Below are 19,734 nucleotides of genomic sequence, written 5' to 3' on the forward strand. Positions count from 1 at the left end.
CCTTTCTCGAGGGGTTGAGGGTGCGTTGGTGGACATCAGGGGGTCCCGTGGCCCGGCCATGACCGACGTCGCGCGGCTTGCGGGGGTTTCGCACCAGACTGTTTCGCGGGTGCTCAACGATCACCCGAACGTCAAGGAGCAGACCCGTCTGCGGGTCCGCGCGGCGATCGCCGAGCTCGGCTATCGACCCAATCGGGCCGCCCGCACGCTGGTCACCGGCCGTTCCCAGCTGCTCGGCATCGTCACTTTGAACAGCACCCTGTTCGGGCCGGCGTCGCTGCTGGCGGCGTTCGAGCTGGCCGCGGCCGAGGCCGGTTTCGCGGTGAGTGTGGCCAGCGTGGCCCGGCTCGACCGGGAGTCGGTGGCGGCGGCGGTCGACCGGCACCTCGACCAGCGGGTGGCGGGGCTGGTGGTGATCGCGCCGACCGCGTCGGCCGGCGAGGGCCTGGACGCGCTGCCCGCGGGCGTGCCGGTGGTGACCATCGACGGCGATCCGACCAAGGCGCACGGGCTGGTCACGGTCGATCAGGTGGCCGGGGCCCGGGCGGCCACCCAACATCTGCTGGAGGCCGGTCACCGCACGGTCTGGCACGTCTCCGGGCCTCCTGACTGGTACGACGCGGCCGGCCGGATCGAGGGCTGGCGGCAGACCCTGCAGGAGGCGGGGGCCGAGGTGCCGCCGCCGGTTCCGGCTGACTGGTCGGCCGCCGCGGGCTTCTCGGCGGGGCAGATGCTGGCCCGGATGCCCGAGGTCACGGCCATCTTCACGGCCAACGATCACCTGGCCGTGGGCCTGTTGCGGGCGTTGCACGAGCGGGGGCGGCGGGTGCCGGAAGACGTGAGCGTGGTCGGTTTCGACGATGTGCCCGAGGCCGCGTACTTGATTCCGCCGCTGACCACGGTGCGGCCCGACTTCGCCGCGGTGGCCGTGGCCGGGCTCGATCTGCTGCTGGCCCAGATGGCCGACGAGGACGCCGCCCCGGGGCGGATCGTGGTGGAGCCGGAACTGGTGGTGCGCAAGAGCAGCGGCAAGTAAAAGCGCTGTGTCCTGAATGTTGCCGGGAGCCGTTGACACGGCCGATTGTTAGCGTTCACACTTTCGCCTCATGACCCAGCACACACCGCCGGCCTACGTCGTGGGGATCGACTTCGGGACGCTCTCCGGCCGGGCCGTCGTGGTCCGGGTGTCCGACGGGGCCGAGCTCGGCTCGGCCGTGCACGACTACCCGCACGCGGTGCTGACCGAGGCGCTGCCCGACGGCACGCCCCTCGGTCACGACTGGGCGTTGCAGGTCCCGTCCGACTACGTCGAGGTGCTCCGCGAGGCCGTCCCCGCGGCGCTGCGCGCGGCCCAGGTCGACCCGGCCCAGGTGATCGGGGTGGGCACCGACTTCACCGCCTGCACGATGGTGCCCACGCTGGCCGACGGCACCCCGCTCAACGAGCTCGAGCGTTTCGCCGCCTCTCCCCACGCGTACGTCAAGCTCTGGAAACATCACGCCGCCCAGCCACAGGCCGATCGCATCAACGCCCTCGCCGCGAAGCGGGCCGAGTCCTGGCTCCCGCGCTACGGCGGGCTGATCTCCTCGGAGTGGGAGTTCGCTAAGGCCCTGCAGGTCCTCGAGGAGGACCCGGAGGTGTACGCGGCCACCGAGCGCTGGGTCGAGGCCGCCGACTGGATCATCTGGCAGCTCACCGGCGACTACGTCCGCAACGCCTGCACGGCCGGCTACAAGGGCATCCGGCAGGACGGCGCGTACCCGTCGAGAGATTTTCTGAGCGAGCTCAACCCGGACTTCGCCGATTTCGTCGACACCAGGCTGGACCAGCCGATCGGGCAGCTGGGCGAGGCGGCCGGCCGGCTCGGCGCGCGGGCGGCGGAGTGGACCGGCCTGCCCGAGGGCATCGCGGTCGCCGTCGGCAACGTCGACGCGCACGTCACCTCGGCTGCCGCCCAGGCACTGGAACCGGGCCAGATGGTCGCGGTGATGGGCACCTCGACCTGCCACATGATCAACGCCGGCGAGGTCAAGGTCGTACCCGGCATGTGCGGGGTGGTCGACGGCGGGATCGTCGAGGGCCTGTACGGCTACGAGGCCGGCCAGAGCGGCGTCGGCGACATCTTCGCCCACGTGGTGCCGCCCGGCCACACCCACGAGCAGCTGACCGACCTGGCCCTCGGGCAGAAGGCCGGTCAGCACGGCCTGCTGGTGCTCGACTGGCACGGCGGCAACCGTTCGGTGCTGGTCAACGCCGAGCTCTCCGGCCTGGTGGTCGGCGAGACCCTGGCCACCAAGCCCGAGGACCTCTACCGCGCGGTGATCGAGGCGACCGCCTTCGGCACCCGGGTCATCGTCGAGACGTTCAACCAGGCCGGCGTGCCGGTCAACGAGTTCGTGGCGGCGGGCGGGCTGATCAAGAACCCGCTGGTCATGCAGATCTACGCCGACGTGCTCAAGATGCCACTGTCGGTGATCGGGTCGGACCAGGGCCCGGCGCTGGGCTCGGCGATCCATGCCGCCGCGGCTGCCGGTGCGTATCCGGACGTGCGTGCCGCGGCCGCGGCCATGGGCCGCAAGCGGGAGGGGGTCTGGCGGCCGGACCCGGCGGCGGGCGAGATCTATGACGAGCTTTTCGCCGAGTACGTACGGCTGCACGACTACTTCGGTCGAGGCGAGAACACCGTCATGCGCAAGCTTCGCGCCATTCAGCGGAAGGTCGCGACGGCATGACCGAGCGAAGCGAGCGTCGTGCTGTCTGGTTTGCCGTTTGTCGGGTGGGAGGCGCCGCGTGACCGTCGCCCAGGAAATCAAAAAGCTGCGCGAGCAGGTGGCCACCCTGCACGCCGAGCTGCCCCGCAACGAACTGGTCGTGTGGACCGCCGGCAATGTCTCCGCCCGGGTACCCGGCGAGGACCTGCTGGTGATCAAGCCGTCAGGTGTCAGCTACGACGAGATCACCCCGGAGAACATGGTGGTCACCGACCTCGACGGCAAGCTGGTCGAGGGCGATCTGTCGCCGTCGTCCGACACCGCCGCCCACGCGTACGTCTACCGGCACATGCCCGAGGTCGGGGGAGTGGTGCACACGCACTCCACCTACGCCACCGCCTGGGCCGCGCGGGCCGAGCCGATCCCGTGCGTGCTCACGATGATCGCCGACGAGTTCGGCGGCGAGATCCCGGTCGGGCCGTTCGCGCTGATCGGCGACGACTCGATCGGCCGCGGCATCGTCGCGACGCTGCGGGCCGGCCGGTCCCGGGCCGTCCTGATGCAGAACCACGGCCCGTTCACCGTCGGCCCGGACGCCAGGGCGGCGGTCAAGGCCGCGGTGCTGTGCGAGGACGTCGCCCGTACCGTGCACATCGCCCGCCAGCTCGGGGAGCCGGTGCCGATTCCGCGGCAGCACGTGGACTCCCTCTTCGACCGGTACCAGAACGTCTACGGACAGGAGCCCCGAGCGTGACACCCCAAGTCTGGTTCCTCACCGGTAGTCAGGGACTGTACGGCCCGGAGACCCTCGACCAGGTGGCCGACCAGTCCGGGCAGATCCAGCGGATGCTCACCGGCAACGGGCTGGTGGCCGAGCTGGTGGGCAAGCCGGTGCTCACCGGCAGCGCCGCGATCCGGGACGTGATGCTGGCCGCCAACGCCGACCCGTCCTGTGTCGGCGTGATCGCCTGGATGCACACGTTCTCACCGGCCAAGATGTGGATCACCGGGCTGGACGCGCTCCGCAAGCCCCTGCTGCACCTGCACACCCAGCTCAACGAGGCGCTGCCGTGGGAGTCCATCGACATGGACTTCATGAACCTCAACCAGGCCGCGCACGGCGACCGGGAGTTCGGGTTCATCCAGGCCCGGCTGGGCGTGCCCCGCAAGACCGTGGCCGGGCACGCCGCCGACCCCGGGGTGGTCGAGCGGATCAACCGGTGGGCGCGCGCCGCGATCGGCGTGCAGCACCTGCGGACCTTGCGGCTGGCGCGGTTCGGCGACAACATGCGGGACGTGGCCGTGACCGAGGGGGACAAGGTCGAGGCCGAGTTGAGGTTCGGTGTCTCGGTCAACACGTACGGCGTGAACGACCTGGTCGAGCTGGTCGACGCGGCCGGCGAGGACGAGGTCGGCAAGCTGGTCGCCGAGTACGCCGACGCGTACGAGCTGGCCCCCGAACTGGCCCGCGGCGGTGACCGGCACGAGTCCCTGCGTTACGCCGCGCGGATCGAGGCCGGGCTGCGGCGGTTCCTGACCGACGGCGGCTTCGGCGCTTTCACCACCAACTTCGAGGACCTGGGTGGGCTTCGTCAGCTGCCGGGTCTGGCCGTGCAGCGGTTGATGGCCGAGGGGTACGGGTTCGGCGGTGAGGGCGACTGGAAGACCTCGGTGCTGCTGGCCACGGTCAAGGCCATGGCGCCGGGCGGCCGGACGTCCTTCATGGAGGACTACACCTACCACTTCGGACCGGGCGAGCCCAAGATCCTGGGCGCGCACATGCTCGAGGTGTGCCCGACGATCGCGGCCGGCACCCCTCGGGTGGAGATCCACCCGCTCGGCATCGGCAACCGCGAGGATCCGGTACGCCTGGTCTTCGACGCCGCCCCCGGGCCGGCCGTGGTCATCGGCCTGGCCGACATGGGCGAGCGGTTCCGGCTGGTCGCCAACGAGGTCGACGTGGTGCCTCCGGACGCCCCGCTGCCCCGGCTGCCGGTGGCCCGGGCGGTGTGGAAGCCGCGCCCGTCGCTGTCCGCCTCGGCCGAGTGCTGGCTGACGGCCGGCGGCCCGCACCACACCGTACTGACCGCGGCGGTCGGCTCGGAGACCCTCCGCGATTTCGCCACCATGCTCAACACCGAGTTGCTTCTCATCGACACATCGACCAATGTGAGTGATTTTTCCGATCGAATCCGATGGAATCAGGCGTACTACCGTCTGGCCCGCCCGCTGTGAACAAGGAGTTCTTCATGCGATACACCCGTCTGGCGGCGGTAACCTCCGCCGTCGTCCTCACCGCGGCGCTGGCCGCCTGCGGTTCCAGCGAGAAGACCGCCGACAAGGAGGCGTCCGGTGGCACCGACAACGCCGGCGCGCTGATCGGTGTCACCATGCCGACGCGGTCCTCGGAACGCTGGATCGGTGACGGCGACAACCTGAAGAAGCAGCTCGAGGCGCTGGGCTACAAGGTCGATCTGCAGTACGCCGAGGACAAGATCCCGACCCAGGTGAACCAGCTCGACAACCAGATCACCAAGGGCGCCAAGCTGCTGATCGTCGCGTCGATCGACGGCACCGCGCTCACCACCCAGCTGCAGAGCGCCAAGGACAACAAGATCCCGGTCATCGCGTACGACCGGCTGATCCGCAATTCGCCGAACGTCGATTACTACGCGACCTTCGACAACTTCAAGGTCGGGGTCCAGCAGGCGACGTCGTTGCTGACCGGGCTGAAGCTGGTCAACGCGGACGGGTCGCCGGGCTCGGCCAAGGGTCCGTTCAACATCGAGCTGTTCGCCGGTTCGCCCGACGACAACAACGCGACGTTCTTCTACAACGGCGCGATGTCGGTGCTCAAGCCGTACATCGACAAGGGCACATTGAAGGTGCCGAGCAAGCAGCAGGACTTCAAGACGATCGCCATCCTGCGCTGGCAGCCGAAGGTGGCTCAGGACCGGATGGAGAACCTGCTGACCTCGACGTACCGCTCGGGTCTGAAGGTGGACGGCGTGCTCTCGCCGTACGACGGCCTCTCGATCGGCATTCTGTCCGCGCTGAAGAGCAACGGTTACGGCACGGCGGGCCAGCCCTACCCGATCGTCACCGGCCAGGACGCCGAGGTCGCCTCGGTCAAGTCGATCATCAAGGGTGAGCAGTACTCCACCATCTACAAGGACACCCGCGAACTGGCCAAGACCACCGTGCAGATGGCCGACGCCGTGCTCAAGGGTCAGAAGCCGACCACCAACAACGACAAGGACTACGACAACGGCGTCAAGATCGTGCCGTCGATGCTGCTCGAGTCGGTCGTGGTCGACAAGACCAACTACGAGAAGGAACTCGTCCAGACCGGCTACTACAAGGACTCCGACCTGAAATGAGCATCCTCGAGATGCGGGGCATCACCAAGACCTTCCCGGGTGTGAAGGCCTTGCAGGACGTCACGCTGGATGTGGAACGCGGTGAGATCCACGCGATCTGCGGGGAGAACGGCGCGGGCAAGTCCACGCTGATGAAGGTGCTGTCCGGCGTCTACCCGCACGGCTCGTACGACGGAGAGATCCTCTTCGACGGCGAGCCGTGCCGGTTCGCCGGCATCCGGGACAGCGAGCACCGGGGCATCGTCATCATCCACCAGGAGCTGGCGCTGGCCCCGAACCTGTCGATCGCCGAGAACATCTTCCTCGGCAACGAGCAGGCGACCCGCGGGATGATCGACTGGAACCGCACCAACCAGGCGGCGCAGCAGTTGCTGCGCCGCGTGGGCCTGGCCGAGAGCGCCGTGATCCCGGTGGTCGACCTGGGTGTGGGCAAGCAGCAGCTGGTGGAGATCGCCAAGGCGCTCTCCAAGGAGGTGAAGCTGCTGATCCTGGACGAGCCCACGGCGGCGCTCAACGACGAGGACTCCGAGCACCTGCTCGACCTCATCCGCGGGCTGCGCGACGAGGGCATCACCTCGGTGATCATCTCGCACAAGCTGAACGAGGTGATGGCCATCGCCGACCGGGTCACCATCCTGCGCGACGGCAAGACCATCAGCACGATGAGCATGGTCGCCGACGAGGTGACCGAAGACAAGATCATCTCCGGGATGGTGGGCCGCGACCTCGACCACCGGTTCCCGCCCCGGGAGCCGCACGTCGGCGACGAGATCCTGCGGATCGAGGACTGGACCGTGCACAGCCCGACCCAGCACGGCCGGGTCCTGGTCCGCAACGCCAACCTGACGCTGCGCCGGGGCGAGATCGTCGGCCTGGCCGGGCTGATGGGCGCCGGGCGCACCGAGCTCGCGATGAGCGTGTTCGGGCGGGCGTACGGCACCGGCATCTCGGGGCGGATCTTCAAGGACGGCCGGGAGATCCAGTTGCGGTCGGTGCGCGACGCGATCAGGCACGGCATCGCGTACGCCACGGAGGACCGCAAGCGCTACGGCCTGAACCTCATCGAGGACATCAAGCGCAACGTGTCGGCGGCCGGGTTGCGTAAGCTCGCCCGCCGCGGCTGGGTGGACGAGAACGAGGAGTCCAAGGTGGCCGAGGAGTACCGCCGGTCGATGAACATCAAGGCGCCCAGCGTCGCGAGCATCACCGGCAAACTCTCCGGCGGCAACCAGCAGAAGGTCGTCCTGTCCAAGTGGATCTTCACCAACCCGGACGTCCTGATCCTCGACGAGCCCACCCGGGGCATCGACGTGGGAGCCAAGTACGAGATTTACACGATCATCAACCGGCTCGCCGAACAGGGCAAAGCGGTGCTGCTCATCTCCTCGGAGCTGCCCGAGCTGCTCGGCCTGTGCGACCGGATCTACACATTGTCGGCCGGCCGGATCACCGGTGAGGTGCCCCGGTCGGACGCCACCCAGGAGGGCCTGATGACGCTCATGACCGCAGGGCAGGCGCAATGACCAGCGTCGCGCCCAGCAATGCCGACCTTGCGGTCGACCCGGTACCGGCCGGCGGCGGCCCGGAGGCACCCCGGCGCCTGCGGTTGAACGTGCGCCAGAGCGGCATCTACTTCGCCTTCGCGGCGATCGTGGTGCTGTTCACCATTCTCACCGGCGGCGACCTGCTGGCACCGCAGAACATCAGCAACATCGTGGTGCAGAACTCGTACATCCTGATCCTGGCGATCGGGATGATCCTGGTGATCATCGCCGGACACATCGACCTCTCGGTGGGCTCGATCGTGGCCGCCAGCGGCGCGTTCGCGGCGGTGATGATGGTCAACCACGGCTGGCCCTGGCCGGTCGCCCTGATCGCGACCCTGATCATCGGTGGCCTGATCGGCGCCTGGCAGGGTTACTGGGTCGCCTACTTCGGCATCCCGGCGTTCATCGTGACCCTGGCCGGCATGCTGCTGTTTCGCGCGGTCACCCTGACCGTGCTCGGCAACCGGGGCATCGGCCCGTTCCCGGACCAGGTCCGGACCCTGGCCAACGGGTTCAGCGAGGGCTACCTGGGCAACATCGGGCTCGGTCCGCTCGGCGGCGCCGACCTGCTCAGCCTGCTGGTCGGCGTGGTCGCGGTCGGCGCGATCGCGGTCACCCAGTGGCGCGCCCGGTCGGCCCGGCTCCGGTACGAGCAGCAGGTCGAGGCGCTGCCGGTGTTCGTGGCCAAGATCGCGCTGGCCGCTCTGGTCATCATGTTCGTGGTGATCCAGCTGGCCCGGTTCAAGAACCTGCCCTGGGTGCTGGTGCTGCTGGCCGCGCTGGTGATCGGTTACTCGTTGCTGACCAACCGGGCCGTGTTCGGCCGGCAGATCTACGCCGTCGGTGGCAACCTGCAGGCCGCCACCCTGTCCGGCGTGAAGGTCAAGTCGGTGATCTTCTGGATCTTCGTGAACATGGGCGTGCTGGCCGCGCTGGCCGGCATCATCTTCGCCGGGCGGCTCAACCAGGCCAACCCGACCGCCGGTGACCAGTTCGAGCTGGACGCCATCGCGGCCGCGTTCATCGGCGGCGCCGCGGTGCAGGGCGGCGTCGGCAAGGTCGTCGGCGCGATCACCGGCGGCCTGATCATGGGCGTGATCAACAACGGGATGAGCCTGATCGGGGCGCAGACCGAGTCGGTCATGTTCGTCAAGGGCGCGGTGCTGCTGGCCGCCGTGGCCTTCGACGTGTGGACCAAGCGGCGGGCCGGCGCGGCCCGCTGACCGGCGTCTTTCCGGTGGTAGCGCCGGGCGGTGTCCGGGCCCTGGACACCGCCTTGCGCTATCACCGAGGTCATTCCACTGACCTGAATCCGACTGTTCACCGGACTTTTCGGTACCTTCCTCCACGATGGACCCGCGGCGGGGTCTCGGGGAGGACGGCATGGGTACGCGGTGGCGACCGAGCGTCAGGCGGCTGACGATCATCGGCGGGGCGTTGCTCGTCGCCGTGGCCGCGACCGGCGCGGTGCTGGTCGCCGTCCACCGGCCGGAGCCGGCCGCCGCGCCGCCGTCCGCGGTCCCGGGCCCGGCACCGGCCGGCGGGCGGCCGAGCGCGATCGCGCCGGCGTCGCCGGGACCCGTGCCACCGGCGCCGGTGCCACCGGTCCCGGAGCCGACCACCCGCCGGCCGGGCCCGCACGCCCAGGTCGCCGGTCCGGCGCAACGGCACCCGGCCCCGGCCGGGTCGAGTTCGTCCCCGCCCGAGCAGGGCGACCCGCCGGCCGACGACCCGGTCCTGATCGAGGGCGCTCTGCAGGAGCGGGATCCGCGCCCGTCGGGCGTGCCCGAACAGGTGGAGTTCTTCTTCGGCGGCGGCCCCGAGTGCTTCGACCCGGAGGCGACGCGGCCGCGCATCGAGATGGCGAGCAAGCCGTTGATCCCGACCGAGTTCCTGCTCTGCTTCCTCGGCTTCGATCAGCACCGGCCGCTCGGGGTCACCATCACACCGCCGGGCGGGCGGCCGGTCTCCTTCACCGCCACCGACGACTTCTTCTTTCCCCGGCCGATCCGGCCGTCGGACCGGGCCGGCGGCTACCGCGTGGCCGCCCGGCAGGGCGACCGGCAGGCCGAGCAGGTCTTCACGGTGACCCGGCCGGAGCGGCCGCGGCTGTGGCTCGACCGCGGACACGGGCAGATCGATCACAGCGTCGACCTGAATCTCTATTACGCCGGATATCCGGCCAATGGCACAGTGGACTTCGATGTCTACCGCGAGGACCACTTCTATTCGACCTTCCGGGTCCACGCCGACGCGATGGGCGGCGGCCACGCCGTGCTCCGGACCGGCGGCGACCTGCCCGACGCCTGCTGGGGCATCACCGGCCCGGGGCTCGGCGACGGGCCGCATCTGAATGTCTTCTGCACGTCGGAGGCCGGACGTGACTGACACGGCGGCGCGGCGGGGGCGGCGTGAGGCCGAGCTCGACGAGACCGTCCCGGCCAACCTGCGCGACTTCGCGCAGCGGTTGCGCGACCTCCGGGCCGAATGCGGGAACCCGCCCTACCGGGTGCTCAGCGGGCTGGCCCACTGTGCCACGAGCACGCTGTCGGAGGCGGCCGGCGGTCGTCGCCTGCCGTCGTGGGAGACCACCCGCGCGTACGTGATCGGCTGCCTCCGCCACGCCGGGCGCACCGACGAACTGGTCCGGGAGCTGCCGCGCTGGGAGGCCCGCTGGCATCAGGCCGGCCTGGCCCCCGACGCGTCACCGGCGCCGATGCCGTTCGAGCCCGGCGCGCCGGCGGTGGCCGAGTTGCCGGGGGTGGCCGACGCGCCGGCGGTGGCTGGGGTGGCCGCGGCACCGGCCCGCCGGACCCGTACCGTCACCGCCGTCGTGGCCGCTCTCGTGGCCGTGGCCGCGGTGGTGGCCGGCGATCAACGGTCGGTGCCGACGCCGATGGCGGGCGCCTTCAACGTCCTGGTCCTCACCGCCGCCGGCCCCTCGGTGGCCCGCGCGCTCGACCGGGACCTGCGGGCCTGGGCCGGCGACTCGGCCGCGATCCAAATCAAGGCGCTCGCCGACCCGCCCGGCGCCGACCTCGCGGGCACCGCGGCCGAGCAGAACGCCGACGTGGTGCTGCGGCCGTCCGTGCGCCCGGCCGGCGCCCGTACGGTCACCACGGTCGAGATCTTCCTGGGCGACCGGCCGCTGGGCGAGACCCCCGAGTTCGGCGGCCGGCACGACCTGACCCTGACCGAGCCGGCCGGGACGACCGGCGAGCTGTCCGACGCGACCCGGCACTACCTGGCCGCGGTGGTCAGCTTCGTCCGCGGGCTGGGCGCCTACGCCGACGACGACTACGAGACGGCCGAGAGCCACTTCGTCCGGGCCGGCACCGAGCTGGAGCTGATCGGCGCCGAGGTGCGGGGGCCGGTGGTCCACCGGGCGGTCGTCGACCTGATGGCCGGCAACGCGGCCGGCCGGCGCAACCCGCAGCGGTCGATCGCCTACTTCCAGCGGGCGCTGGAGGCGCAGCCCGGTTACGGCCGTGCTTTGGTCGGGCTGGCCGAGGCGTACCGGGCCGGTGTCAACTGCCGGCCCGGCGCCGACGTGTCCGGTCTGGACCGGGCCGAGGAGAACTACCGGGCCTACCTGAGCGGGCCGCCGGAGAGCGGGCTGCTCGGCCTGAAGGCCCACCTCGGGCTGGGGCTGGGCGCCGCCTGCCGGGGCCAGCACGGCAGCACCCGGGGCGCCTACACCGCCGCCGACCGGGAATTCGGCGAGGTGCTGCGGCTGCGCCCGGCCGTCGCCGACTCCGCGCACGCGCGCTGGCTGGCCGCCGAGGCCACCGCCGGGCTGGGCCTGGACGCCCTGCTCGCCCGGGGCGACGACGCCACCGCGGCCGGCCGGTACGAGCAGGCCATCGCCCTGATGGAGACGATCGACGCCCCGCTTCCGGTCTACCTGCGCCGCGAGCTGGTCTTCCTGACCGTGCTGCGGGGCTGCTACGAGCGGCTGGACCAACCGAACCAGGTGCTCGAGACCAGCGACCGGATGCTGACGGCCGACCGGCGGCTCACCGAGCTGACCGCCGGCCGGTGAGTCACGAGCGGGCGACGGCCAGGCCGAACGACGACGGTCTGATGGTCGGGAAAACCTCGTCGAGCGCGCCGAAGCCGCAGCGCTTCTGCAGGATCTCGCCGATCACGGCGCGATAGTCGGTGGTGGCGGCCAGGTCGCCGTCGGCCAGCGCGCCGGGCGCCAGGGTGGGCCAGTCGGCGTAGACCTTGCCGCCCCGGACGCCGCCGCCGAGCAGCAGCATCGCGTTGCCGTGCCCGTGGTCGGCGCCCCTGGAGCCGTTCTCGGCCACCCGGCGGCCGAACTCGCTGACCGTCACCAGGGTCACCTTGGCCAGCCCGTCGGGACCGAGGTCGGCGGCGAAGGCGGCCAGGGCCAGCGACGCGTCGTACAGGTTGTCGTACATCCGCTGACCCTTGACCGCGGGGCCGAGCGCCTCGTGCATGTCCCAGTCGCCGGAGTCGACCGCGGCGGCGGCCAGCCCGACGCCGGCCTTGATCAGCCGGGCCAGGTCGCGCAGGGCGGCGCCGAGCGGCGTGGCCGGATAGATCGCGTCGCCGGCCGGCGTGTACTTCTCCGCGCGCAGCGGCACCGACGCGGTCAGCGCCCGGTCGGCGGCCAGGGCGGGAGCAGCCAGCGCGGCCGGCGCGCCGGCGTACATCGCGCGCAGCGCCGCGGCCATCGGGCGCTTGGCGCTCTCGCCGGCCAGGGTGAAGCTCTCGACCGAGGCCATCGACACGTCGGCCGACGGGCCGCCGAAGATCCGGGCCGGCATGGCGTTGCCCAGCGCCACCCCGGCCAGCGGCCCGGTCGCCCCGGTCAGGCCGAGCATCCGGTCGAGCCAGCCGGTACGCAGCGACGTCCCGGCCGCCGCCCGCTCCATCTCCTCCATCGCGGCGAAGTGCGACCGGGTCGGGTTGGGCTGACCGACCGCCTGCACCGCGGCCAGCTGCCCGCCGTTCCACAGCGGCAGCAGCGGGGTCAGCGCCGGGTGCAGCCCGAACGTGCCGTCACCGGCGATCACCGCGCTCTTGGGCAGGGCGATGCCGGGCCGGGCCTGGTAGTAATCGGTGTCGCCGATCGGGGCGATCGCCGACAGCCCGTCGAAGCCGCCGCGCAGCGACAGCACGACCAGCGTGTCACCGGTGTAGCCCTCGCCGGCGTAGGCCAGCCGGGTGGACAGGCCCTCGCCCACGAGTCCGGCCAGCGCGGCGCCACCACCGGCGGCCAGCACACCTCGACGCGATATACCGGACATTTCCTCACAGCATTTGTCGGCGGAAGACACGGTACTCACCTCAGCGAGAAGGTCGGCGCGTCGAGGATCAGCGCGATCAGGTACGGCAGGCTGCCCGCGAGCGACTTGTCGGAACTGCTCAAGGAACTCGTCGGCAGCTTGCCCGCGACACTGAGCACGGCCTCGGTGTGCGCGGCCGGGAGCGTGGTGCCGACCAGCCGCCGGGCCAGCGCGTCGACCAGGGCGCCGTACGTGGCGGGCAGGACGGGCACGAGCGACGTGAGCATGCCGGCCGGGCGGACGAGCTGGCTGGGGTACCAGCCGGCGGCGAGGTTGAGGTGGCTGTTGCAGCGCATGAGGAAGGCGGACGGCGAGGCCCAGGCGGCGGCCACGTCCGGGTAACCGTTGGGCGGGGCCCAGCGCAGCGGCGCGTTGCCCGCGTCCACGAGCATGTTGTAGAGGGCGTCGAGGGCCTTGACGCCGGCCTTCTCGGGGGCGAGGCCGAGGGTGCGTACGGTCGCGGTCAGATCCTCCAACGGCGTGCGCACCTTCTGGCCGGCCGAGGCGGCGAACTCGGCCGAGGTGAACAGCGCCCGCAGCACCGGGGCGATCGCGGTGCCGTTGTCCAGGTAGACGTGGGCCAGCCGGGCCACCAGCGTGGCGGGCGGCTCGTCGGCCACGAACCGGACACACAGCCGGGTGGCCAGCCGGGTCGCGGTGGCCGGGTGCCGGGCCAGGTGGTCGAGGAAGGCCAGGGCGGCCGCCTCGCCGCCCTCCGCGGTGGCGTTGGCGTGCTTGAAGCCGAGCACGCTGACCGCGCCGGTGGCGTGCCGGGAGGCGTTGTAGGTGTACGTGCCGCCGGCGCCCACGGTCAGGCCGGTGAGCAGCCGGGCCGCCGCCTTGACGTCGTCCTCGCTGTAGATCAGGCCGACGGTGTGCAGTTCCATCAGCTCGCGGGCGTAGTTCTCGTTCGGGTGCAGCTTGGTCGACGACCGGTTGTCCAGGTAGGTCAGCATGGCCGGGTGCCGGGCCGACGCCTTGAGCATGTCGGCGAAGGTGCCGAGGGCGTGCTTGCGGATGACCTGCTTGTCGTAGTCGCCGCGGCTGTCCCAGACGCCCGACGACGGCGCCGCGACGTGCAGCACGTTGTTGAAGAAGTTGACGGTGCTTTCCAGCAGCTGCCGGTTGCTCCACATGGCGCGGGCCAGGGTGGCCCGGCCGAGCTGGCCCATCGCCTCGTACGAGTGCGGTGGCAGCTTGGCCCGCACCGTCGCGATGTCGGCGTTGGCCAGCGGTAGCCGGGCCAGCACTCCGTCACAGACCGCGTCGCCGATGGCGGCCGGGCTGAGCTGTTGGTCCAGCCAGCCCTCGACGCCGAGCCCGGTCGCCGCGGCCAGGGTCGCCGGCGTCGCGCCGAACGTGGCCCGCCGCAGCAGGTGCGCGATCCGGTCCTCCGGCAGCAGGCCGGCCGGACCGGCGGCGAGCGCGGGCTCGGCCAGGGCCAGACCGCCCGCGACGGTGGCGGTGGCGGCGACGGCGGTGGCGGCGAGGACGGTGCGGCGCGAGGTCATGCCCGGCTCTTCGACACCTGCGAGCAGCGCACTTCGTCGATTCGGACTCGCGCAACCGAGGCGCAATCCCTGGGCACCCGTTCCCGCCCGGGCCCGCGCGGACGTAGTCTCGTGGTGTGGATCACTTCGAAGCGGTGCGCACCCCGGCGTCCTGGGTCGTCGTGGGGCTGGACAACGGCGGGACCTGCAACAACGCGACGGTCCTGGACGCCACCGGCCGATACCTGGTGGACCGTCTGGTCGAGAACCCGAGCCTGGTGACCGAGGGTCCCGAGGCGGCGGTCGAGCAGCTGGCCGAGGCGTTCACCAACATCCTGGCGCTGACCAGCACGCCGCCGACGCTGGTGCGCGCGGTCGGCCTGGACACTCCGGGCCCGGCCAGCGCCGACGGCGTGATCTCGTCCAAGGGCTCGACCAACTTCAACCAGGCGTCCTGGCACGGGTTCGACATCCGGGGCGCGCTGGAGGCCCGGATCGGCCTGCCGGTGGTCTACAACAACGACGCCAACGCCGCCGCGCTCTACGCGCACCACCGGCACTTCGGTGACCGGGCGCTGGTGACCGGCTCGATCTCGGCGATCGTCGGCACCGGCCTGGGCGGCGGGGTGGTGGCCGACGGCCGGGTGATCAGCGGCGTCGCCGGGATGGCCGGCGAGCTCGGCCACGTGCAGATCCCGCTGCACGATTTGCTCGAGCCGGACCAGCCGGTGCCGGCCTGCAACTGCGGCTTCACCGGTGACGTCGAGAGCATCGCCTCACTGACCGGCATCAAGAACAATCTGCTGCCGTACTGGCTGTCCAAATTCCCCACGCACCCATTGGCTGCCGCGCCCATCGAGAAAGCGGCCAAGCTTTTACGCGGGTACGGCGAAAAAGAAGACCCACTCGCCCTGGCCGTGTTCGGCCAACAGGCCAAGGCAATCGGCAAGCTCTTCACGATCGCCGCGAATTTCACTGATCCACATGCATATTTCCTGGGTGGAGGTGTCGTAGAGGCGACCGCCGGGTTCCGGGAGTGGTTCTTGGCCGCCGTACGGGAAAATACCGACCTTCGCCGGGAACAACTCGCCGTAGCCGAGTTTGCCCTGGTAGCGGACTTGGACATGGCCGGCGCCCGCGGAGCGGCAGTGGCCGCATTGGACACCGTCAAGTCCACATAGGTCCGTCATATGTGCGTCAATCGACCAGGCTAGATATTGATCGCCACCTTCAGTAGCGTTCCGGTTGCTGTCTTCGGCTGGGGGCCGGAGACGCGCTGAAGGGGGAATACAGATGCGAAGGAGCATCGCGACCGCCGGAGCAGTGCTGCTCGGGCTGTTCACGCTGACACCGGGCGTGGCGACCGCTGCACCGGATCCCGCGGGTGGATCGCACTCCGGGTTGAACGCCGTCGAGAAGGCCGCCCTCGCCGACGGCGTTCCGTTCGCGCCGAAGGCCAAGCCGGGAACCAAGCCCAAGGGTGTCAACCCATACCTGGCCAACCTGGCCGACCCGGCTCAGGCGGACTACAGCGGCTGGAAGACATACCTGGCCAAGCAGGCCTCGGCCAAGGCCGCGGCCAAGCTCAAGGCCCAGTCCAAGGCGGGCGCACGGGCGGCCGCGCTGCCCGTCCTGTTCTCCGAGGACGAGTTCAAGGGCACCCGTGGCGGCAACGACAACCCGGACTTCGCGCAGCGGCTGCGCGGCTTCGGCACCGGCTCCGGCCAGGCGTCGGCGGCCCGGGTGATCGGCCAGCTCGACAACGAGGCGGTCACGACCGTGGCGGCCGCGCCGAACGCCGAGGAGGACGGCAGCATCCCGACCGCCCGCGTCACCGGCATCGGCACCACCGCCGGCGTGGACGGCATCACCACCACCGGCGAGATCGGTGACGGGGCGCACGGCTCGCTCGGCGACGAGAAGGGTGACTTCGACTTCTACGCGATCACCGCGCCGGCCGGCGACACCATCACCGCCGAGACCTCCAACCTGGCCGGTGGGCTGGACACGCTGGTGCGGCTGTACGCGGCCGACGGCACCCAGCTCGCGCTGGACGACGACGGCGCGGACGAGGGGTTCGCCAGCAAGCTGCGCTTCAAGGTCCCGGCGGCCGGCACCTACTACCTCGCGGTCGGCGCGTACGGCAACCTGCAGGCCAGCCCGGCCGACCCGGCCAGTGGCGACGGGTGGACCAGTGAGGGCACCTACGACATCGCGATCACCTCGGCCCAGGCCGATGTGGACTTCTTCGCGGTGAACCTCAAGAAGGGTGACGTGCTCGGCGCCTCGGTGACCGGCGCGCCGTCCTACATCACCGTCTACGACACGCTTCCGCGTGAGGTGCACGGCTCCAGCGCCGACGCGTCGTCGATCTACCCGGCCACCTCGCCGCTCCCGGCCGGTGGCAACGCACAGACCGACTACGTCGCGACCCAGGCCGGCTGGCACTTCATCGGGGTCGAGTCCGGCGCCGGCACGTACGACATCACCGTCGAGGCCTTCCGCCCGGTGCTCCAGGGCAACACCCCGCCGGTGCAGACGCTGTTCCTGGACTTCGACGGCGGCCGGGTCAACACCTCGGTCTTCGGCGGTTCCGGCACCCACACGCTCAGCCCGTTCGCCGCGTTCATGTCCCGCTGGAACATCCCGCGGACGCAGGAGGACGAGCTGATCGCGGCCATCACGGCCAGCGTCACCGAGAACCTCAAGCAGGACATGATCGACTCGGGCCTGAACAACCGGTTCAAGCTGCAGGTGACCAACAGCCTGGACGACGACGACACCTTCGGCGACCCGAACGTCAGCCGGATCGTCATCGGCGGCACCCAGGCCGAGTCGGGCATCGCCACCATCGGCATCGCCCAGAGCATCGACCCGGGCAACTTCGACACCGAAGAGTCCGCGCTGGTATTGCTCGACACGCTGAGCGCCCCGGCCGGGTCGAGCCAGGCGTCGCTGAACACGTACCTCGGTCCGACCAGCGACCGGATCGCGTTCGTGGCGCAGGCCGTCGGCAACGTGACCGCCCACGAGGCGGGCCACTTCTTCGGCAACTTCCACACCGACAACGCCAGTGCGAACGTGAACCTGCAGGACGCGGGCGGCGCCAACTTCCAGAACCTGTTCGGCGTCGGTCCGGACAACATCGGTGGCACCGTGGACGACGTGGACGTCGACTTCGGTGACGACGCGTTCTCGCCGGCCGAGGGCTTCATCGGCACCGAGGACACGCTGGGCCGGATCGCCTTCGGCATCACCAGCTAGCAACCCCGCGAGAAGGAAGGGCGCCCCGGGCCACCGGGGCGCCCTTCACTCTTTGAGGGCGGCCTCCACGTCGCTGTAGAGGGCCAGGAATTCGGTCAGACCGAGCGTGTCGAGCAGCCGGCGGAGGAAACGGGACGGCGCGGCCAGGCGGACCCAGCCCCCTCGTTCCAACGCGCGGCCGTGCGCGGCGACCAGCACGCCGACGCCCATCGAATCGCAGAAGTCGAGGCCGGAGAGGTCGACCACGACGTGCGGAGCGGTGCGTTCGACGAGCCGGGACAGGTTCGCCTTGAGGGACGGCGCGGTGTCGATGTCGAGCGAGCCGCGCAGATTCAGGACGGCCGTGTTCGGTGGGTGGTTCGCGACCGAGACCTGCATTTTGGGGGTGTCGCTTTCGTTCCGGGGAGGGGTTACTTCCAGTGGTAGCCAGGAGCGGTATCCGTGACCCGGATACCGCTCTGAGCTACCGCTGATCCTCTACCCTATGCGACTTATCGAGAGGCGTCAGACCTCGTTACGCCACCTGCGGCCGCTGCGCTCGATCAGCCGGTTGGCGTCGGTCGGGCCCCACGAGGCCGCCTCGTAGGTCGGGATCGGTGACTGGTCGCCGGCCCAGTTCTCGATGATCGGGTCGACGATCCGCCAGCACTGCTCGACCTCGTCGGTGCGGATGAACAGCGTCGGGTCGCCGAGCAGGGCGTCCAGCAGCAGCCGCTCGTACGCCTCGGGCGACTCCTCGGTGAACGTCGTGTCGTACGCGAAGTCCATGCTGGCCGTGCGCACCCGGAAGGAGTGGCCGGGCACCTTGGCCCCGAAGCGTAGCGAGATGCCCTCGTTGGGCTGGATCCGTAGTACCAGCGCGTCCGCTTCGAGATCGGTGAGCTGACTGGTCGGGATCGGCAGGTGCGGCGGCCGCTGGAACTGCAGCGCGACCTCGGTCAGGCGGGCCGGGAGGCGCTTTCCGGTGCGCACATAGAACGGCACCCCGGCCCAGCGCCAGTTGTCCACGTTCAGCCGCATCGCGGCGTACGTCTCGGTCCGCGACAGCGGGTCGACGCCCTGCTCCTCGCGGTAGCCCGCCATCAGGTCGTCGCGCGTCCCGCCGCGGGTGTACTGCCCGCGGACGGCCAGGTCGGCCACGTCCCGGTTGGTGGGCAGCCGGACCGCCTGGAGCAGCTTCACCTTCTCGTTGCGCAGCCCCTCGGCCTCGAACGACGCGGGCGGCTCCATCAGGGCCAGCGCGAGCACCTGGAGGACGTGGTTCTGCACGATGTCGCGCATCGCGCCGGCGTGCTCGTAGAACCCGCCCCGGGTGCCGACGCCCAGGGTCTCGGCCACGGTGATCTGCACGTGGTCGACCCAGGAACGGTCCCAGATCGGCTGGAAGATCGAGTTGGCGAAGCGCAGCGCGAGGACGTTCTGGACGGTGTCCTTGCCCAGGTAGTGGTCGATCCGGAAGACCTGGTGCTCGTCGAACGCGGCGTGCACGATGCCGTCCAGCTCGTGGGCGCTGGGCAGGTCGCGGCCGTACGGCTTCTCGATGACCAGCCGCGAGAAGGAGCCCTCGCGCGCGTGGTTGAGCCCGGCTCCGGCCAGCCCGTTGATCACCGGCTCGAAGGCCTCGGCCGGGGTGGACAGGTAGAAGATGCGGTTGCCCGAGGTACCCCGGGACGCGTCGAGTTCGTCGAGCACCTCGGCGAGCCGCTTGTAGGTCTCGGGGTTGTCGTAGCCGCCGGACACGTAGCGGATGCCGCCCTGGAGCTGCGGCTTGTCGGTCAGGCTGCGGCCGCCCAGCGCGCTGCCGGCGAACTGGGCGTCCTCCATCGGCGTACGCGCGACGCCGACCAGCGCGAACTCGGCGGGTAGGCGGTTGTGCCGGGCCAGGCTCTCGACCGCCGGGAGCAGCTTGCGCCGGGTCAGGTCACCCGACGCGCCGAAGATCACCAGAGTGGCGGGCGGGGCGCTGCGCTCCTGGATGAGCTGAGGGGCGGTATCCATGATCTTTGATCGTCCTCCGGCCGATGTGA

General features: G+C 70.7%; 15 protein-coding genes. 11 read left to right on the top strand and 4 right to left on the bottom strand.

The window, feature by feature from the left end; all coding sequences use genetic code 11:
* Nucleotides 1-58: 58 nt before the first annotated feature.
* From ACGFIO_RS10680 to ACGFIO_RS10720, 9 genes are all read left to right on the top strand, one after another.
* The gene (locus ACGFIO_RS10680; protein WP_392825468.1) at nucleotides 59-1,036 is read left to right on the top strand and encodes a LacI family DNA-binding transcriptional regulator; all 978 of its coding nucleotides are present in this window, start codon (nucleotides 59-61) and stop codon (nucleotides 1,034-1,036) included.
* A gap of 70 nt (nucleotides 1,037-1,106) precedes the next feature.
* Nucleotides 1,107-2,732, top strand: a complete 1,626-nt coding sequence (araB, locus tag ACGFIO_RS10685; RefSeq protein WP_392824798.1) for a ribulokinase — start codon at nucleotides 1,107-1,109, stop codon at nucleotides 2,730-2,732.
* A gap of 58 nt (nucleotides 2,733-2,790) precedes the next feature.
* Nucleotides 2,791-3,465 (top strand): L-ribulose-5-phosphate 4-epimerase, encoded by a 675-nt coding sequence (locus tag ACGFIO_RS10690; protein WP_392824801.1) that lies wholly within the window; start codon nucleotides 2,791-2,793, stop codon nucleotides 3,463-3,465.
* Complete coding sequence (gene araA / locus ACGFIO_RS10695) at nucleotides 3,462-4,946, top strand: L-arabinose isomerase (RefSeq protein ID WP_392824802.1); 1,485 nt, start codon at nucleotides 3,462-3,464, stop codon at nucleotides 4,944-4,946. The genes ACGFIO_RS10690 and araA overlap by 4 nt, the downstream gene beginning before the upstream one ends.
* Nucleotides 4,947-4,960: 14 nt before the next feature.
* A complete protein-coding gene (gene chvE, locus ACGFIO_RS10700) occupies nucleotides 4,961-6,091 on the top strand; it encodes a multiple monosaccharide ABC transporter substrate-binding protein (RefSeq protein WP_392824804.1) in 1,131 nt (376 codons plus the stop codon).
* Entirely contained in the window at nucleotides 6,088-7,614 is a 1,527-nt protein-coding gene (gene mmsA, locus ACGFIO_RS10705) for a multiple monosaccharide ABC transporter ATP-binding protein (RefSeq protein WP_392824807.1), read from the top strand. Before chvE ends, mmsA begins: the two co-directional genes overlap by 4 nt.
* On the top strand, nucleotides 7,611-8,861 hold the full coding sequence (gene mmsB / locus ACGFIO_RS10710; RefSeq protein ID WP_392824810.1) for a multiple monosaccharide ABC transporter permease: 1,251 nt from the start codon (nucleotides 7,611-7,613) through the stop codon (nucleotides 8,859-8,861). The genes mmsA and mmsB overlap by 4 nt, the downstream gene beginning before the upstream one ends.
* Before the next feature lie 127 nt (nucleotides 8,862-8,988).
* Nucleotides 8,989-10,026, top strand: a complete 1,038-nt coding sequence (locus ACGFIO_RS10715) for a hypothetical protein (RefSeq protein ID WP_392824813.1) — start codon at nucleotides 8,989-8,991, stop codon at nucleotides 10,024-10,026.
* Nucleotides 10,019-11,680, top strand: coding sequence for a tetratricopeptide repeat protein (locus ACGFIO_RS10720; RefSeq protein ID WP_392824815.1), 1,662 nt, complete (start codon nucleotides 10,019-10,021; stop codon nucleotides 11,678-11,680). Before ACGFIO_RS10715 ends, ACGFIO_RS10720 begins: the two co-directional genes overlap by 8 nt.
* Before the next feature lies 1 nt (nucleotide 11,681).
* Here the strand turns inward: ACGFIO_RS10720 and ACGFIO_RS10725 are convergent, their stop codons facing one another.
* Nucleotides 11,682-12,914, bottom strand: coding sequence for a DUF1501 domain-containing protein (locus ACGFIO_RS10725; protein WP_392824817.1), 1,233 nt, complete (start codon nucleotides 12,912-12,914; stop codon nucleotides 11,682-11,684).
* Between the two features lie 35 nt (nucleotides 12,915-12,949).
* Nucleotides 12,950-14,464 carry a DUF1800 domain-containing protein gene (locus tag ACGFIO_RS10730; RefSeq protein WP_392824820.1) on the bottom strand — a complete coding sequence of 505 codons (1,515 nt, stop codon included), beginning with the start codon at nucleotides 14,462-14,464 and terminating at the stop codon, nucleotides 12,950-12,952.
* A gap of 116 nt (nucleotides 14,465-14,580) precedes the next feature.
* On the opposite strand from ACGFIO_RS10730, the gene ACGFIO_RS10735 reads away from it, so the two are divergent.
* Nucleotides 14,581-15,624 (top strand): ROK family protein, encoded by a 1,044-nt coding sequence (locus ACGFIO_RS10735; RefSeq protein WP_392824822.1) that lies wholly within the window; start codon nucleotides 14,581-14,583, stop codon nucleotides 15,622-15,624.
* Nucleotides 15,625-15,736: 112 nt separating this feature from the next.
* Nucleotides 15,737-17,707, top strand: a complete 1,971-nt coding sequence (locus ACGFIO_RS10740) for a PPC domain-containing protein (protein ID WP_392824825.1) — start codon at nucleotides 15,737-15,739, stop codon at nucleotides 17,705-17,707.
* Nucleotides 17,708-17,752: 45 nt separating this feature from the next.
* On the opposite strand, the gene ACGFIO_RS10745 is transcribed toward ACGFIO_RS10740, so the two are convergent.
* Both ACGFIO_RS10745 and zwf read right to left on the bottom strand, forming a co-directional pair.
* Complete coding sequence (locus ACGFIO_RS10745) at nucleotides 17,753-18,085, bottom strand: STAS domain-containing protein (protein WP_392824827.1); 333 nt, start codon at nucleotides 18,083-18,085, stop codon at nucleotides 17,753-17,755.
* A gap of 126 nt (nucleotides 18,086-18,211) precedes the next feature.
* A complete protein-coding gene (gene zwf / locus ACGFIO_RS10750; protein ID WP_392824830.1) occupies nucleotides 18,212-19,705 on the bottom strand; it encodes a glucose-6-phosphate dehydrogenase in 1,494 nt (497 codons plus the stop codon).
* Between the last annotated feature and the right edge of the window lie 29 nt (nucleotides 19,706-19,734).

The organism is Actinoplanes sp. NPDC049265 (assembly GCF_043197135.1).
In the GTDB taxonomy this organism is placed as follows: Bacteria; Actinomycetota; Actinomycetes; order Mycobacteriales; family Micromonosporaceae; genus Actinoplanes.

Coding starts and splice junctions, on each gene's coding strand:
- ACGFIO_RS10680 (WP_392825468.1), top strand. CDS start 59: ATGACCGACGTCGCGCGGCTTGCGGGGGTTTCGCACCAGACTGTTTCG.
- araB (WP_392824798.1), top strand. CDS start 1,107: ATGACCCAGCACACACCGCCGGCCTACGTCGTGGGGATCGACTTCGGG.
- chvE (WP_392824804.1), top strand. CDS start 4,961: ATGCGATACACCCGTCTGGCGGCGGTAACCTCCGCCGTCGTCCTCACC.
- mmsA (WP_392824807.1), top strand. CDS start 6,088: ATGAGCATCCTCGAGATGCGGGGCATCACCAAGACCTTCCCGGGTGTG.
- mmsB (WP_392824810.1), top strand. CDS start 7,611: ATGACCAGCGTCGCGCCCAGCAATGCCGACCTTGCGGTCGACCCGGTA.
- ACGFIO_RS10715 (WP_392824813.1), top strand. CDS start 8,989: ATGGACCCGCGGCGGGGTCTCGGGGAGGACGGCATGGGTACGCGGTGG.
- ACGFIO_RS10725 (WP_392824817.1), bottom strand. CDS start 12,914: ATGTCCGGTATATCGCGTCGAGGTGTGCTGGCCGCCGGTGGTGGCGCC.
- ACGFIO_RS10730 (WP_392824820.1), bottom strand. CDS start 14,464: ATGACCTCGCGCCGCACCGTCCTCGCCGCCACCGCCGTCGCCGCCACC.
- ACGFIO_RS10740 (WP_392824825.1), top strand. CDS start 15,737: ATGCGAAGGAGCATCGCGACCGCCGGAGCAGTGCTGCTCGGGCTGTTC.
- ACGFIO_RS10745 (WP_392824827.1), bottom strand. CDS start 18,085: ATGCAGGTCTCGGTCGCGAACCACCCACCGAACACGGCCGTCCTGAAT.
- zwf (WP_392824830.1), bottom strand. CDS start 19,705: ATGGATACCGCCCCTCAGCTCATCCAGGAGCGCAGCGCCCCGCCCGCC.